This window comes from Planotetraspora silvatica (genome assembly GCF_016863315.1).
Lineage (GTDB): Bacteria > Actinomycetota > Actinomycetes > Streptosporangiales > Streptosporangiaceae > Planotetraspora > Planotetraspora silvatica.
The window spans coordinates 48332-65016 of record NZ_BOOQ01000030.1 but is presented as its reverse complement, the minus strand read 5'-3'; the positions used below and the strand labels follow the sequence as shown (position 1 = coordinate 65016).

General features: G+C 69.1%; 11 protein-coding genes. 2 read left to right on the top strand and 9 right to left on the bottom strand.

Annotation, left to right across the window (positions count from 1 at the left end; translation table 11 throughout):
• Window positions 1-34 precede the first annotated feature (34 nt).
• The 8 genes from Psi02_RS22805 to Psi02_RS22770 form a co-directional block, all read right to left on the bottom strand.
• The gene (locus Psi02_RS22805) at window positions 35-4105 is read right to left on the bottom strand and encodes a discoidin domain-containing protein (protein WP_203977357.1); all 4071 of its coding nucleotides are present in this window, start codon (window positions 4103-4105) and stop codon (window positions 35-37) included.
• Between the two features lie 193 nt (window positions 4106-4298).
• Window positions 4299-5333: an acetamidase/formamidase family protein gene (locus tag Psi02_RS22800; RefSeq protein ID WP_203977355.1), complete on the bottom strand. Its 1035-nt coding sequence runs from the start codon at window positions 5331-5333 to the stop codon at window positions 4299-4301.
• Window position 5334: 1 nt separating this feature from the next.
• Window positions 5335-7092 carry a right-handed parallel beta-helix repeat-containing protein gene (locus tag Psi02_RS22795; RefSeq protein WP_203977353.1) on the bottom strand — a complete coding sequence of 586 codons (1758 nt, stop codon included), beginning with the start codon at window positions 7090-7092 and terminating at the stop codon, window positions 5335-5337.
• Window positions 7093-7219: 127 nt separating this feature from the next.
• Complete coding sequence (locus Psi02_RS22790) at window positions 7220-8884, bottom strand: type 2 periplasmic-binding domain-containing protein (protein WP_203977350.1); 1665 nt, start codon at window positions 8882-8884, stop codon at window positions 7220-7222.
• A 25-nt stretch (window positions 8885-8909) separates the two neighbouring features.
• The gene (locus Psi02_RS22785; protein ID WP_203977342.1) at window positions 8910-9851 is read right to left on the bottom strand and encodes a carbohydrate ABC transporter permease; all 942 of its coding nucleotides are present in this window, start codon (window positions 9849-9851) and stop codon (window positions 8910-8912) included.
• Window positions 9848-10861 carry an ABC transporter permease gene (locus Psi02_RS22780; protein ID WP_203977340.1) on the bottom strand — a complete coding sequence of 338 codons (1014 nt, stop codon included), beginning with the start codon at window positions 10859-10861 and terminating at the stop codon, window positions 9848-9850. The genes Psi02_RS22785 and Psi02_RS22780 overlap by 4 nt, the downstream gene beginning before the upstream one ends.
• Window positions 10861-11064 carry a hypothetical protein gene (locus Psi02_RS22775; protein WP_203977338.1) on the bottom strand — a complete coding sequence of 68 codons (204 nt, stop codon included), beginning with the start codon at window positions 11062-11064 and terminating at the stop codon, window positions 10861-10863. Before Psi02_RS22775 ends, Psi02_RS22780 begins: the two co-directional genes overlap by 1 nt.
• A 555-nt stretch (window positions 11065-11619) precedes the next feature.
• Window positions 11620-12324, bottom strand: a complete 705-nt coding sequence (locus Psi02_RS22770) for a sensor histidine kinase (RefSeq protein WP_203977336.1) — start codon at window positions 12322-12324, stop codon at window positions 11620-11622.
• Between the two features lie 236 nt (window positions 12325-12560).
• Here Psi02_RS22770 and Psi02_RS40760 point away from each other — a divergent pair, with 236 nt between their 5' ends.
• Window positions 12561-13520, top strand: coding sequence for a LysR family transcriptional regulator (locus Psi02_RS40760; RefSeq protein WP_203977335.1), 960 nt, complete (start codon window positions 12561-12563; stop codon window positions 13518-13520).
• 134 nt (window positions 13521-13654) lie between these two features.
• Here Psi02_RS40760 and Psi02_RS22760 read toward each other — a convergent pair whose 3' ends face one another.
• On the bottom strand, window positions 13655-15865 hold the full coding sequence (locus Psi02_RS22760; protein ID WP_203977333.1) for a phosphocholine-specific phospholipase C: 2211 nt from the start codon (window positions 15863-15865) through the stop codon (window positions 13655-13657).
• 456 nt (window positions 15866-16321) lie between these two features.
• Here Psi02_RS22760 and Psi02_RS22755 point away from each other — a divergent pair, with 456 nt between their 5' ends.
• Window positions 16322-16678: a VOC family protein gene (locus tag Psi02_RS22755; RefSeq protein ID WP_203977331.1), complete on the top strand. Its 357-nt coding sequence runs from the start codon at window positions 16322-16324 to the stop codon at window positions 16676-16678.
• Window positions 16679-16685 lie beyond the last annotated feature (7 nt).

Below are 16685 nucleotides of genomic sequence, written 5' to 3'. Positions count from 1 at the left end.
GCCGCCCGGGTGGACGGCGGGGAACCGAGATGGACTACGGCCGGGTCACCGTCCGGGGCACGTTGTAGCCCTCCAGTCGCAGAGCGGGCCGGTCGGAGGGCAGCGCCGCGGCGGGCCAGGAGAGGGTGACGGCCCGCGGCTCGCCGGGTAGCAGCCACAGGTAGTTGTCGCCGTACAGGGTCGGCAGCACCCGCCCGCCGGTCCGGTCGTCCAGGAGCGACAGCCGTACCATCGCCGCGACCGCCGAGCCGCGGTTGACGACCGTCGCGGTGAGCGAGCGGCGCGTCCCCGTCCTGGTCACCCGCGCGGCGTCGGCCGACACCTTCACCTGCGGGGCCTCATTGAGCGCCCTCATGTGGGCGGCCTCCCGATACCGCCAGTAGACGTTCTCCGACAGCACACGGCCCCGGCCGTCCTCCAGTGTCAGCCGGAGGAGATGGAAGTCCGGCATGCCGGGTGTCCACCCCGCCGTGAACGCCTTCTCCGTGGCCGACGGCTGGACGTCGACCTTCATCCGCTGAGGGGCACCGAGCCGACGTCCGCCGAGGTCGAACGCGGCCGCCGTCACCGTCACGCCGGTGAGCGCCCGCGGAGTGTGGTTGACGGCGATGACCTGCCAGTCATCCGGGTCGGCCTGGACGTGGACCGGCTCGCACGCCTTGCGGGCGCCGAAGTAGGCGCCGTTGACGTCGAAGTCGTAGTCGTAGGTCTGCCAGACCGTGCTGTGCCAGGCCGGGTGGGACATCCAGAGCATGAGGCCGCTGGCGTCCTGCCACAGGTGAGCGTTCCACGCCTCGAACATGGCGCGGTGGTTCTCGTAGTTCACGAACTGGGCCTTGCGTGTGAAGTCGTCCAGCCCGGTGGCCGTGCCGAGGCGGGTCTCGATGGCGGCCTGGTAGTTCTGCGGCGCCTGGTTCCCCCTGGTGCTCCAGTCGTGGTAGTTCCACGCTCCGCCGATCGGCCACTCGGGCTCCCCACCGACGAGGTTGCGCATGCTCTCGGCCGTGGACACCACCGGCATGCCGATCTCGGTGTGGAAGCCGAAGACGCCGCCGTACGTGGACGGCGAGTGGTAGCGGTCCGGCTCGATCCAGCCGTACGGGCCGCCGCCGCTGACGATGCCCCCGGCCGAGTTGTTCTGGTACAGCACGGCGGGCGCCTCCGCCTGGACCGCCTCGCGCATGCCCTTGTCGATCGGCGCGGGCGGATTGCCCTCGTTGGCCCCGCACCACACGACGACGCTGGGATGGATGCGGTAGCGGCGCACGGTGTCGCGCGCCAGGTCGAGGAACGCCTGGTGGTCCGGCGGGTCCATGGCCCACGCGTTGGGGAAGTCGTTCCACACGAGCAGGCCGTGCTCGTCGCAAGAGGCGTAGAACTCCTCCCGGTTGCTGCTGCCCACCCAGTTGCGGATCATGGTGAAGTTCATGTCGCGGTGCATCCGCACGGCGGCGTCCATGCGCTCGGGGGGCATGCGGCGCAGCAGTTCGTCCCAGCCCCAGTTGCCGCCCCGGCAGAACACCCGGACACCATTGACGCTGATCTTCAACGGGACCGTGATGTTGTCGACGGATTTCACGTCAGTCCAGGTCTCGCCGTCGTCGGACACCTGGATGACGTACGTCTTCGCGTAGGCCTGCTCCCACACGATGACGACCCGGTCGAAGGTCACGGCCGAGCCGAGGTCGACGCCGACCCACTGGTCGTCCTCGAACGCCGACGACCACCGCGTGTTCGGGTCGCCGTCGGTGACGTTGCCGGGCTGGTTCCACGACTCGTCCACTGTCGAGGCGGTGGCCGTCTTGTGCAGGGCCAGGTCGGTGCCCGGCACGGCGCTGTCGATGACCGACAGGCTCCACATCGACGACCCCCAACTGCTGGCCCGGGTCAGGCATCTGATCCTGATGTGCCGTGCCGTACGGGCGGGGAAGTCCACGGTCTGCAGGCTCGCCGAGGCCCGGTTGAACGGCAGCGGCACGGCGCCGTTGTCCACCGACTTCGCGTCGGTCCACGTGTCGCCGTCCCGGGAGACCTGGATGACGTACGTCTTGGCGTAGGCCTGCTCCCAGGACAGGTCGATCCGGTCGAAGGCGACGACGGACCCGAGGTCGACGCTGATCCACTGGTCGTCCTCGAACGCCGACGACCAGCGCGTGTCCGGGTCTCCGTCGGTGGCGTTACCGGGCTGGTGAGACGTCTCGTCCACGGTGGAGGCGGTGGCCGTCTTGTGTAAGGCCAGGTCGGTGCTCGGCACGGCGCCCTCGAAGATCGACAGGCTCCACAGGGAACTCCCCCAGTTCGTGGCCCGGGTCAGGCACCTGACCCGCACGTGCCGCGCCTCCTGCGGCCCCAGGTCCACCGACTGGGTGTACGCGTCGCCGCCTTCGCCGCCGAAGGACAGCGGCACCTCGTACTCGTAGCCGAACTGGCGGATGCCGAACCGGGTGGTGCGCCGGTCGCTCTCCACGCCGTCGGCCGAGGCGACGAGGGTCAGGTCGTGCAGGGCGGGCTCGCCGTATCCGTTGGGCCACCACAGCTCGGGGTCGCGCAGGCGCAGCCGGCCGTACGCGTCGGGGGTGAAGGTGACGTCGACTGTCTGACCTGCGGGAACGGTGACCGTCTGGGAGACGTGGACATCGTCGAACGAGGCGGACACCGTCACCCGCCTGTCCGACGTGTCGGCGTTGCGCACCGGGACGACGATCGTCACCTCGGCGGTGCCGGTGTCCGGCAGGCCGGGGAGCCTGGTGTCCACGCGGGGGTCGCCGATGACCGCGTGGCCGGTCGAGCGGAGCCGTACGTGGTTCCAGATGCCCGCGGCGCGGTCGCGCACCGCCGGCATCCAGTCCCAGCCGGAGGAGGCCAGGTAGGTCGGCGAGTTGCGGTTCATCATCGTGGCGCCGGCGTCCACCCACGACAGGCCGGCCGGTCCCTTGTCGGCGGGGCTGCCGGGGAAGGGCATCGGGGTGATCTTCACGGCCAGGGCCTGCTCGCCGTCGGCGGCCAGCAGTTCCGTGACGTCGTGCGCGGACCGGGCGAAGGGATAGGTCATCGTCCCGATCTGCCGGCCGTTCAGCCAGATGTCGGCCGTGTGGTTGATGCCGTCGAACTCCAGCCAGACGTGGCGGCCGGGGCCCGTGCGCAGGCCGTGGGGCAGGCGGAAGTCACGCCGGTACCACCACGAGTGCCGGGACAGGGCCTCGGGGACATGGAGGTTGTTGAACCCGGACACCGGGTCGGGCAGGTGGCCCTGCTCCACGAGCGAGGCCAGAACGGTGCCGGGGACGGTCGCCGGCAACCAGCGGCGGGTGTCCACGCCCGGACGGGACAGGTCGGCGCCCTGGCCGCCGGCCCGCTCGTCCATGGTCAGCGTCCAGCCCGACTCCAGCGGCACCGTGCCGTCGGCCGCGACCCGCAGCGCGGGCGCCTTGTGATGGTGGGTCCCCCAGTCGGTCCAGCCGGTGGCAGAAGGCCGGGGTGTGAGGGGCTTGCCGTACACCTCGAAGCCGTTCAGCCCGAGGGGGTTGGCGGTGGAGCGCCTGCTGACGGTCATCCGCACCCAGCGCGCGACGACCGGGGTGGCCAGGCCGATCTCCACGACGCCGCCGGTCCCGGAGGTGGCGCGGTGGACGGTGGTCCACGACCGGTCGTCCCGCGACGTCTCGACCGTGAAGTCCACCGCGCAGCTGGACAGGATCTCCTGGCCGGTCGTGCTGTCGCGCGGGTTGCCGCCACTGGAGGGCACGAAGACCGGATCGTCCGCCGTGGCCTCGAAGGTCAGGCGGAGGGACTCGACCCGGCAGTCCGCCTGCAGATCAACGGAGATCCACTGCGGGTCGCCGTCGGCGGCCCGCCATCCGCTGCCCCGCACGCCGGTGGAGGTGAGCCCGTCCACCGCGAACTCGGCCGGGGTGGGGGCGTAGTCGGTGGACGACACGGCGACGGGCCGGTAGACGGCGAGGTCCCCCGACGCGGCCTCCGCCGTTTGCGACGCGGCGGCGGCGCTCCGCGCGGGGAGCGCGGCGCCGACGCCGAAACCGGCCAGGAGGGCGGCGCCCGTGGTGAGAACCGATCGTCGGGAGGGGGAAGGCGACTGATCTGACATGACCTAAACGTCCACTTTCAGGTGGTCCGAAAATCCTCAACGGGAGTATCACGCATGAGATCGCCTGCGGACGATCTTACTGGTGATTGTTAGGCATTTGTAAGGACATATCAGGATTTGTTGACTGCCGTCAGCCCGACGCCCTCGACCGGCGGCACGGCCGGCCTCGGGCGACAGCGTCAGGGCGACGGCATCAGGGCAACAGGGACTTGGCGATGTAGGCGACGATGACCTTGTTGCCGTCGACCGCCTCGGCGACGACGAAGTCGACCGCGATGCTGCACAGCGCGTAGGCGTCGGCGGTCGTCAGCGCACCTTCGGTGGCCTCGACGAGATAGCCCACGGCTTCCTTGACGGCGATCCGCAGTGCGACGTCGAGGTCGGCGTCGATGCCCATGCACCAGAAGTACTCGTCGCTCTCCGCGCGCGGCCACTCCAGGCTCGCACCCTTGCGGACGACGAACTGAGCGGTGAGCGACATCGAGTGCTCGACGGCGGTCTGGTCGACTTCGCCGTGGCCCTGCGCGCCGTGCGTGTCGCCCGTGTAGAACATGCCGCCCGGTTGGAAGACCGGCAGGTACAGCGTCGTACCGGCGACGAGGTCGCGGAAGTCCAGGTTGCCGCCCCACCGGTCCGGCGGGTTGGCGGAGACGAAGCCGGCCGACGTGGGCGGGGCGACTGCCATGATCCCCGCGAACGGCTTGAACGGGATCTTGATGCCGTGCCCGAACGAGTAATGCCGGCCCGAGGGGTCCAGCTGGAGCAGGCGGGTCGACGCAGTGTCCAGCAGATCGCCGCAGACTCCTGCGCCGGGGCCGGTGCCGTTCACGCCGTACGGCACGCGCGGAGAGACGTCCAGGATGCGGATCTCCAGCACGTCTCCTGGTTCGGCGCCCCGCACATGGACCGGGCCGGTGAGAATGTGGCCGCTGGAGCCGGCCGGGCGAGGGTTCTTCGCGATCTCCGCCAGCTCGGGCAGCACCTGGTCGGCGGGCACGCCCAACATCTCGAAGTAGGCGACCGGCCCCTCGGCGGCGGACACGCCGGCCTGGTTCACCGCGTCGATCCTGACGACCGTGCCGGAGTCCACCGTCAGCACCGGCGCCCGGTCGGTGGGAAAGTAGCCCCAGATCGCGGTCTCCTGGGTGGTCTCGAGCACGACGGGCTCCGCAACGGCGGGGCGGCCGGGCCGCTCAGTCGGCGTCGCGGACGACTCGGGCGGTCTCACGTCAGTCGGCCTCCAGGAGAAGGGGAAAGTCGCCGGCAGGTTTACCACGTCCCGCGTCACCGTCGACTTCGACGCCCACGTCGGAGCATGACCGCAGGACGATGTCGGGCGTCTGCCGCCCGAGCCGGACGATGCCGTTGTTCCGGAAGCGGATGCCGTCCGTGCTCTTCGCGTCGAGCGCGGGCACGCCGTCGAGCACGAATCGGTTCTCCTCCACGACCACACCACTGTGGACCGGATGCCCGGGGTCGGATCGGGTGTTCGTCGGATCGAGGAAGATCGCCGGCCCGCCCGGTTCGATGAACTCGTTGCCGCGTATCGTCAGGTCGCGCACCGGCCCGGACTCCCACCACTCGTCGGCGTCGCAGGAGACGTAGATTCCGGCCATCCCGGTGCGCTCGAAACGGTTCTCCTCGATCAGCACCGCGCGCCGGGTGGTCACGAGCACCCCCCGCGTGGGGACGTTGCGGAAGATGTTGCGTGCGATCCGCACGGTCGGTGTCCGGGTGACGTTCTCCACCGCGGTCCGCCCGGCGAGATCGTCCGGAAGCTCCGCGTCGACGGTCACGACGATGGTGCGCAGCGGCTGATCGTGGGCGCGACCGCTCGGCTGCCGCACAGTGCGTACCGTGGCCGACGCGATCGCCTGGAGTGTGGCGCGATCGACGAGCTCGATCCGGTCACCGGGCGAGAACTGGGGAAAGCCCGCCGTCTCCGGGTGGGGGTAGTCCAGTTCGAGGGTGCGGCGGTCCGGCTGACCGGTGACCCGCAGGTAGGTGCCGTGGATGTTGATCGGATCGTCGTGCGGCCCGTCGAAGAGGCAGTCGCGCACGACCGCCTCTCCGGAGCAACCGGAGAACTGGACGAAGTCGGCGAAGCCGGCGCTGTGCCGGCCGCTGTCCGGCGGAGTCTGGAATTCGCACCCCTCGACGGAGACGTCCCGGCTTGTCTGGGCGACCACGCCGAACCCGTGGAGGAAGCGGAACCGCAACCGCGACAGAGTCACATCGGAGCTGTCGAGCACGAGCCCGCCGGGGTGGTCGCGGGTCGTCGATCGCATCGAGTAGACGAGTCCCAGGTCGGCCGGTTCCTCGGCGTGCTCGTAGTCGATCCTGACGTCGCGCTCCCCCACCGGCCTGATCGACCGGACCCGGTCGAAGAGGGGGTTGGGGCCGCGCGACGTCCGCCCGCGGACGGGATCGTGGATCTGGGTGTACTCGAGCGCGTCCCGCCCTGACCAGGCGACCGCGCCGGAGGCGAGCGTCTCCCCGTGCCAGCGGATCGACGCGCCTTCGACGGAGAAGAGCGTGGCCGCGGGCACCCGGATCAGCCGGTAGGCCCGGCCCGCCGCGACGCCCGCGTCCGCGACGGTGGCGTCGACGACCGTCGGCACCGCGAAGTCGAACTCGAGGCCCTCGACGCGTACCCGCCGCGAGTCGATGACCGCGAAGGTCGTCTGGAGCCCGTGCAGGACGAGACGGGCGCCCTCCCCCGAGATGACGAGATCGTCCGTCGCCTCCACGAGAAGCGCGATCGCCTTGACGCTGTGCCGCGGGTCGTCTCCCACCGTGTTGGAGACGTACAGCTCACGGCGCTGCGCGTCGTCCGGCCACAGGTGATAGTCGCCCGGCGGGAAACGGAGCACCACCGGGCCGGCGACGTCGCCCGCCGCGCGCAGCGCCGCCCGGACCCCGGGCGCGGCGTCGACGTGGCTGCCGGGGAGCACCCCGAAGTCGGTGACGTCGAACAGTGTCGGCATGTGTGCGTCAGGCCTCCGCCCGGGTTCGCGCTTCGCGCCGGCGGACAACTCGCGCCCAGCCGGCCGTCACCGGGCGGAGCGGCATCGGCTCCGCTCCGCGTCCGGCGCCGGCCGGCTGGGCGCGGTGTCACTGGCCGGCCTTGTACTTGTCGTAGGCCTGCTGGTTCAGCTCCAGGTACCGCTTCAGACCGACGCCGTCGAGACCCTGGACGAAGGCGTCCCAGTCGGTGTCGATGTTCTTGGACCCGGTGATGAAGGCCAGCTGGCCCTGGGCGACGTAGCTCTCGAGGTTGGTCTTCAGCGTCGCCATCTCGCCGCTGACGCTCGGGTCGATCCAGACCGAGACGGTCGGGAAGAACTGCGCCTTGTCCTCGTGACCCTCATACAGCTTGGTCGCCTCGAACAAGCGCCGCTCGTATCCGTCCTCGGAGTAGATGTCCTTCGGCGTCACCTGGGCGTTGCGGTAGTCGAGGGTCAGGTTGTACTGCGCCATCGCGTCCCACGAGAGGTTCTTGGGCGCCTCCGAACCCGGGGTGCGCTTGTAGAGCGGCTTGATCGATTCGTCCAGCGCGATGTCGTCGGGTCCCGGCTTGTTCCAGCCCACGCCCTCCGGACCCATCACCGCGGTCTCGGTGCCCTCGGTCGTGTAGATGTAGTCGAGCATCTTGATCGCCGCGACCTGGGCCTCCTTGCTGGCCTTGTTGGTCAGCATGAAGGTGAAGGTGCTGGAGCTCGGGTAGTTCAGACCGCTGTAGTTCTTACCGGACGGCCCGGTCAGCGGCGGGGCGGCGTCGTACTGCTTGTCGCGCCCGTCCTTGGAGCCCAGCTGCACGAAGATGCCCGGGTGCAGGAGCGGCGCCGAGCCGACCATGACCGCGTCGGGGTTGTTGCCGGTCGCCTGGAGCGCCTCGGCGTTCTGCGTGAACGCCGCCTTGTCGATCAGGCCGTCCTTGACCAGCGAGTTGATGTACTTCAGGCCGTCGCGCCACTCCGGCGTGATCACCGGGGTGGTGACCTGGCTGCCGTTGAGGGTGAGCAGCCCGACCCCGCCGTTGTTCGCGCCGGCCGGCGGGTAGGCGAACGCGCCCATCAGATACTCGATCAGGTGGCTGTCCTGAACGTCCGTGGTCATCGGGATCTCGTCGGCCTTGCCGTTGCCGTTCGGGTCCTTGGTCTTGAACGCCTCAAGGACGGCGCGCAGCTCATCGGTGGTCTTCGGCATCTGCAGGTTGAGCTTCTTCAACCATGTCGTGTTGATCCACAGCTTGTCCGGATAGCTGCAGTGGAAGCAGTCCGACCACTGGGGCAACGCGTAGATGTGCCCGTCGGGGGCGGTCGACATCTCCTTGAGCGTCTTGTTGGAGTCCAGCGCCTTCTGGATGTTCGGCGCGTTGTCCTTGATCAGTTGTTCCAGCGGGACGGCGACGCCCTGCTTGCCCAGCTTCAGCACCTCGGCCTGGGAGAACCCGTCCACCCAGGGGATCAACATGAACAGGTCCGGGTAGTCGCCGCTGGCGAGCGCGATCTGCCGCTTCTCCTTGGCCGGCCCCGCGTCGAACGTGGTGGTCTGCCAGCGGAACTGGATCTTGAACTTGTCACTCATCAACTTCGTGACCGGGTTGGTGTCCAGGTTCGTGTCCGCGTCGGCGGGTGCGAGGGTGTCGATGATGACCTTGCCGCCCGCGCCGAGCTCCGGCTTGCTGGAGTCGTCCTCGCCGGAACTGCAGCCCGCGACACCCAGCGCCGCGGCGATCGCCACAGCGGCGACTTTCCTGCTTGCGTGTATTTTCATGGTTCCTTCCAATCGGGGGGAATTGCTAGCCCTTGACGGCGCCGACCATCACGCCCTTGTTGAAGTGGCGGGCGACGAAGGGGTAGATGATCAGCACGGGCAGACTCGAGACGACGATGAGGGCGTATTTCAGGACGTTGGCGAGCTGTTGCTGCTGGAGCTGCTGGGCCACGTCCGCGACGCCGACGTTGCGCTGGTTGAGGATGAGGACGTTCCTGAGCACGATCTGCAACGGGAAGAGATCCTGATCCTTGAGATAGACCAGGGCGTCGAAGTAGGTGTTCCACTGGAAGATCACGTACATCAGCGCGAGGACGGCCAGCAGCGGCTTCGACAGCGGCAGAACCACCGACCGGAGGTAGCGGAGCTCGCTCGCCCCGTCCAGCATGGCGGCCTCGTGCAGGTCTTCCGGGATCGAGTTGGCGAAGAACGTGCGAGCGATGATCACCTGCCAGACGCCGATGGCGTTGGGGATCAGCAGCGCCCAGCGGGTGTTCAGCATGCCGAGGTCCTGGACCACCATGTACGTCGGGATCAGGCCGCCCGAGAACAGCATGGTGAAGATCAGGACCGTCATCAGCACGTTGCGCCCGAAGAACCTCTTGCGCGACAGCGGGTAGGCGATGGCGACGGTCAGCGTGACGCTGATCAGGGTGCCGCAGACGGCGTAGATCAGCGAGTTGTAGTACCCCCGCAGGATCTGCGGGTTGCTCAGTGCGACCTTGTAGGCGCGCACCGAGAAGTCGACCGGCCAGAAGGTCACCTTGCCCGCGGAGACGGCGCTCGCGCTGCTGAAGGAGTTGGCGACGATGTAGATCAGCGGCAGCAGCACCAGCGCGAGGATCACCACCAGCATGACCGTGACGGTGATCACGAACACCCGGTCGCGGAACGGCTCGCGGATCCGCTCCTTCGCCGCCTGCTTGCGCCGCAGCTTGGACGTCGGCGACGTCGTCAGCGCGCTCATCCCCACAACCCCTTCCCGGTGATCCGCTTGGCGGCGAAGTTGACGAACAGCAGCAGGCAGAGATTGACTACCGAGTTGAACAGACCGACGGCGGTCGCCATGCTGAAGTCCGCGTTGACCAGGCCGGTCTTGTAGACGTAGGTCGCGATGATCTCCGACTGCGCGAGGTTCAGGTCGTTCTGCAGCAGGAAGGCCTTCTCGAACCCGATCGCCATCATGTTCCCCACGCCGAGGATCAGGATGATCACTGCGGTGGGCATGATTCCCGGCAGGTCGACGTTCCGGATCCGCTGCCAACGGCTGGCGCCGTCGATCTTGGCCGCCTCGTGCAGTGCCGGATCGATGCCGGCGAGAGCGGCCATGTAGATGACCGCGGAGTAGCCCGTGGTCTGCCAGACATCGGACCACACGTAGATGTGCCGGAAGTAGTCCGGGTCGCCGAGGAAGTCGACCGCCGGGATCCCGAACAGGCCGAGCGCGTCGTTCACGATGCCCAGCCGTGGCGACAGGATGAGGATCGTCATCGACACCGCCACGACGGTGGAGATGAAGTAGGGCGCGTAGGTGAGCAGCTGCACCGTGCGCTTGAACAGGCCGCCCCGGATCTCGTTGAGCGCGATGGCCAAAATGATCGGGATCGGGAAACTGGCCAGCACCAGGTAGAACGCCAGGATGAAGGTGTTCTTCAGCAGCGTGCCGAAGACCGGGTTGCTGAAGAACAGCTCGAAGTTCTTGAACCCGACCCAGTCGCTGCCCCAGACCCCCTTGATGACGTTGTAGTCCTTGAAGGCGATGACGGCGTTGCTGATCGGGATGTACTTGAAGATGACGAAGTACGCCACCGGCACGATCACCAGGAGATACAGCTGCCAGTTCAGCCGCCAGGACCGCCGGGCCTCGGCCAGTTGGCGACTCCAATGGCGCGCGAGCGCGTTCCGGGGCCCGCGAGGCTCGACCGGCGGCTCGGTCGCGCGAACCGGCGGGTTCGAGCGCTTGGTGGTGATCTCCATCAACCCACCCGCTGGTCGTCGGCGGAGTCGAGGTGCGTCTCGACGCCGACATCGGGCCGGACCGCCGGCCGGACCCGGCCATTCATGATCGCCGGTCCGGTGCGGGTGATGGCGCCCAACTGCGGGATGTGCCCGGCATGGCTGCCGTTCGACACAGCGCACGCCGGCACGTGCAGCTCCATCAGGAAATGGGGTGACGTCACGTCACACCTCCTGGTTGAGGGGGTGGGGTGGTACCTGGTGCGCTATGGCCGGCCGGTGGCCGGATCGGGGTCGGTGGGCTAGGGGACGAACGACTCGATGCTCACGGCAGCCGCTCCGCGTATCCGCTCCTCGAAGAGGAACGGGCGTACGGACGCGGCCGACTCATGCAGGTGACAGCGTCGATGAGCGCGCGGCCCTGGCGACGACGGCGGAGGACAGCCCGAGCCGTCGCGCGGGACTCACCCGACTGAGGTGGTCCTTGGGTCAGCACAGCCATAACACCCACCACTGCCGCCGGTGCCACACGAGCGGGGCCGTGCCGTTCCCGGGAAACATAGGCGAAACGTAGGAGCAATATTTAACTTCGTCAAGTATTGATTTCCGCTCAGCGCCGGCCCTACGCTCAGCGGCACCCGGCGGCCTGTCGGCCCGCAGAACCGAGGGACCCGATGCCCACGTGCTGTTCGACCCCGATCACCACCCGTGGCGGCCCCGCGGCCCGGCCACCGTGCCGTCGGTGGAGGGCGGGGCCTACTTCGGCCCGCCCCCTGTGGTCATGGCCGGCCGGTGGTACGCCGGGCGACGGGGAGACGGAGCACAAAGCGTGCTCCGGGGCCGGCGGCGTCCTCCACGTGCAGGGTTCCGTTGTGCGCGTGAGCGATGTCGCGGGCGATGGCCAGGCCGAGGCCGGCGCCGCCGCGGCGCCTGCAGCGGGCACTGTCGAGCCGGAAGAAGCGTTCGAAGACCCGTTCCCGATCCGGGGCGGGGATGCCCGGCCCGTCGTCGGTGACGATGAGTTCGGCCGTGGATCCATGCCGGCGAACCTGGATCTGGATCGCCTGCCGGGCGTATCGGCGGGCGTTTTCCAGCAGATTGGCCACCAGCCTGTCCAGGAGTGTGGGCGCCGCATCGACGATGACCGGGTCCGCAGCCCGTAACCCGACCTCCGGGCCCGCGGCCGACGCGACGGCGTGGACGCGGGCCACGGCGGAAAGGTCGACCGGCTGGTGCCGTACCCACACGCCTTCCGCGATCTGCGCGAGCAGGGAAAGATCGGCGACGATCGCTTCGAGCCGGTCGACGCTGCGCAGCGCCGCGTCGAGGACCCGTGGCAACTCGGCCTGGCCGGGATTCAGCCGGGCCTCCTCGAGCTCGGCCCTGAGCCCGGCGAGGGGCGTGCGCATTTCATGAGAGGCGGCGGCGAACCAGCGCTGGGCCGGATCCCTCTCAGGGGGCAGGCCCGCACCAGCTGCGTTCATGTCCACTCTCTCGGAAGGGTTCCGGCCGTCAGCGGCACCGGCCCGTTCGAACAAGATGCGACCCGGGCACCTCAGGGGTTCCGCCACCCCGCCAGGTCCAGGCCGCACAGCCGGCGCCGGGAGCCGTTCCCGGCATGTCGTCATGGACCCATCCTGCGTCCACTCGGCGCCGTCCCGCCATGACCGGCTTGCTCCCTGCTGGTAGGCGAAACCTCCTACAGAACTACGCTGGATGGATGGAGCTCCGCCAGCTGCGCTACTTCGTCGCGGTGGCCGAGGAGCTGAACTTCGGCCGCGCCGCGGCCCGGTTGCGCATCGCGGGCCCGTCGCTCTCCCAGCAGATCAAGGTGCTGGAGCGCGATCTGGGCGTACGTCTGTTCGATCGGGACCGTCGCTCGGTCGCGCTGACCTCCTCCGGACAGGCCCTGCTCGCCCCCGCCCGGGCGCTGCTTGATCAGGCCGACCAGATGCGCCGCTCCGCGGCCGGCCTGGCCACCACCGAGCCGGTCCGGCTCGGCTACATCGGCTGGCTGCCGCCCGACCTGACCACCCGCGTGTCCGGCGTCGCGCAACTGCACGTCGAGGCCTGGGTCATGCCGTCGCACATCCAAGTCGGCCGGGTCGCCGACGGCATCATCGACCTGGCCATCTGCGCGGTGCAGACCGACGCCCTGGCCGCTCACGGCCTCGAGGCACGGCTGGTCGGCGCGGACCGGCTCCTGGCGATCTCCACCTGCGCGGGCACCTCCGCCGTGCGGGCCAAGGACACCGTCGTGCTGGTGGACGCCGACACCGCCGCCTGGGGCTCCTGGAACCGCTACGCCGAGGCGTTCGCCCGGGACACCGGCGCCCGCGTCGTGCGCATCGACGACGGCGGCATCACCGGCCGGGCCTTCTTCGACCACGTACGCCGGCTCCGCGTCCCCGTCATCAACTCGGCCAAGGGCCAGACCACACAGTTGCCCCCCGACCTTCACCCGCGCAGGGTGGTCGACCCGGCACCGTACTGGGCCTGGGCCCTCGTCTCCCGGCGCGACGAGACCCGTACGGCCGTGCGGGCCACCGTCGAGGCACTGACCCACGACGTCGGCGGCCTCAGTCTGGACGCCGACAGGGCCTGGCTGCCGCCCGGCGACCCGTTCAGCGCCGCCGGGCCGACTGGCCCGAATCCTTCGGATACGGCGACGACGGCGTGACCGTCTCGTGCCGCCGCACGCCTGTGACCGGTTTCATGGCACCCACCGGGGCCCGGCCCCGCCCGCGGACTCGGTCGCGATGTGCTCGTCATCCGAGCATGGCGGGAAGGGCCGGTCTTCGGTGAGGCGCCGAATCAGCCGGTGATGCTGGCCTCTCCGGTCTCGATGTGGCCGACGAACCGCTGCGACCAGGCTGCGTCGCAGTTGGCCGTGACCGTCACGTCGTACCAGCCGCTGCTTTCCTTCAGCGGGTTCACCGTCCACTCCTCCTCGCTGTGAGGAGCGACCCGCACGGTGTGCGGCTTGCCCGAAATGTAGTGGTTGTGCGTGATCGTGAACGTCACGTGCGACTTCCCGCGGTTGCTCAGCCGCAGCGTCAGCTCCGGCTTCGTGGTCGCCTTGCCGTCGTAGTAGTCCGCCTCGACGACGAGGTCCTTGCCCGCGGTGGTGACGTCGCCGACGAACCGGCGCAGGAACCGGTTCGGCCCGGTGACGGTGATGTCGTACGCGCTGTCGTCGGCGGACGCGCCCACGGCGCCGGTCCCGGCCGCCGTCGCGTGGGCCGCGACGGTGTACTGGCCCGGGAACGCGGCCGGGTACTGCGCGAGCGTCGGGATCGCGGCCCGGTTGTTGTAGACGGCGAAGTGGCTCGCCTTGGTCGCGAACGGAGCCACGTTGCTGAACTTCAGGTTCGCCACGACGCCGGACGTCCCGCTGGTGAACCCGGCCAGGTTGGCGTTCGGCTGGTACGGCAGCGGGCGCGCCCGCCTGGTGCCCGCCTCCTGAGTCGGCATCGTGTTGTCGCCCGGCAGCGGGGTGTACCGAGTCTCCGGGATGAGCGCCCCGGTGGCCGGAAGGAGCGGCATGCCGTAAACCGGCTTGTCGAAGTCGAAGGCGTTCGTGAGGTCGCCGCAGACCTTGCGCCGCCAGTCGCTGATGTTGGGCGAGATGGCCGGCTTGCCGAGCGCGGAGGTCCACTTCTCCATGAACTGGATGACCGATGTGTGGTCGGAGACCTCCGAGGTCACCCAACCGCCGCGCGTCCAGGGCGAGATGAGGATGAGCGGCACGCGGAAGCCGAGTCCGACGGGGAGCGGAGCCGTGACACCGTACGCGGCCATGGTGCCGGAGACGAACTCGTCCTCCTCGCCCGGCGCCGGCATGGGCGGCGGGACGTGGTCGAACTGGCCGTCGTTCTCGTCGTAGTTGATGATGACCAGGGTCGAGTTGAACACGTCCGGGTCGGCGTTGAGGGCCTCGAGGACGCCGCGGAGGAAGTACGCACCGTTGCTCGGCGCCGTGACCGGGTGCTCGGAGAAGAACTGGTTGTTCACGACCCAGTTCACCTGCGGCAGCGTGCCGCCCAGCACATCGGCGCGGATCGCGGCGATGAGGTTGTCGGCGTTGCCCGACAGCCCGGTGATCGGCTCGGGGACGTTCTTCACGCCGTTGTCGTAGAAGACGTTGCCCGGAGCGGCGGTCCCGCCCTGGGTGGGGTCGAGCTTGGCGAAGGTGTTGAAGTACTCCAAGCCGTTGTCGCCGTAGTCGTCGGCGCACTGGTAGACCCGCCAGCTGACACCCGCCGTCTGGAGCGTCTCGGCGTAGGACTCCCAAGGCAGGAACTTGCCGCGCTCGTCGCCGCCGTCGCTGGCGGTGAAGGTGCCGTGCTTCTTGTTCGCGTTGATCGAGCCGCTCCACAGGTAGGTGCGGTTGGGCCCGGTCGCGCTGAGCACGGAGCAGTGGTACGCGTCGCCGACCGTGTACGCGTCAGCGAGGGCGTAGTGGAACGGCAGGTCGCGACGGTCCATGTAACCCAGCGTGGTCGGGCCGCCCTTGGAGTAGTACCAGCCCGTCATCAGCCCGCCGTACCAGGCGCCGTGCTGGTCGGTCCAGCCGTGGCTGGTGCCGCCGTAGTTGGCGGCGCCGAGCTCGGGGCTCGGCGGCGTCGCTCCATTCCAGGTCTTCGCTCCGCTCAGCCGCCACGGGTACTGCGTGGCTGCCCCGGCGGTCAGCGGGGTTACCGGCTGCTCCCAGACGGTCTTGCCACCCGGCAGCGTGATGGTGGAGCGGTCACCGAAACCGCGGACTCCCTTGAGGGCGCCGAAGTAGTGATCGAAGCTCCGGTTCTCCTGCATGATCACGACGACATGCTTGATGTCACGGATGTCACCGTGCGCATGCCCGTGCCCATGGCCGTGCTCGTGGCCGTCATGGCCGTGATCATCGCCGTGGTCATGGCCGGAAGATGCGGAAGCGCTCGCACCGGGCAAGGCGGCGCCGGCGGCGGCCGCTCCAGTGACGGCAGCGGCGGTGCCGAGGAAATTTCTGCGGGACAGCTTGGACATGCTCAAGACCTCCGAGTGCAAAGACGTGCGACTCGATCCTGGCCTCGGGATCTTGACCCCAAGCGACGGGAAGTCGAAGCTGTAATTGCCGGTTGCGCAAGACCAGGGGGACAAATGCGCCGAATTCCGGCAGATGGCCGTGGCGGCGAACACCGGCCGAACGCCCGACGTCACCGTCAAGTGAGCAGTTTTGGAGAAGCGCCGGTCACCGGGCCACGCATAGCCTGACCGCCATGGACATCACCACTCACTAGACCCTCCTCCCGCATGACGACCCGGACGCCTCCCTTACCTTCCATCGCGACGCCCTCGGCCGTGAGGTGCGCAACGACGCCGGATACGGCGGGATGCGCCGGATCGGGACCGGCCCGGCACGTCGATTTCCGGGCCTCCCTTTCATCGTCGATCTCGGCGACACACACCGGGTCGCTGCGACCCACTACTTCAGGAGTGACCATGACCGGCTCTTCCACTCAGGGGATCAAGACCGTGCTGCATCCCGTGTCCGACCTGGCGGCGGCCAAGGCGGTGTACGCCGCCCTGCTCGGCGTACCGCCGCAGACCGACGAGTCCTACTACGTCGGCTTCGAGGCCGAGGGCCAGCACATCGGACTGGTGCCGAGTGGTGGACCGCAGGGCATGACCTCACCGGTGGCCTACTGGCACGTGCCGGACATCGAGGCGAAGCTGGCCGAGGTGACCGCCGCGGGGGCCACCGTGAAGGAGCCCGCGCACGACGTCGGCGGCGGCCGCCTGGTGGCCACCGTCACCGACCCCGACGGCAACGTCCTCGGGCTGCTTCAGGACCGCTGAGCGCCGG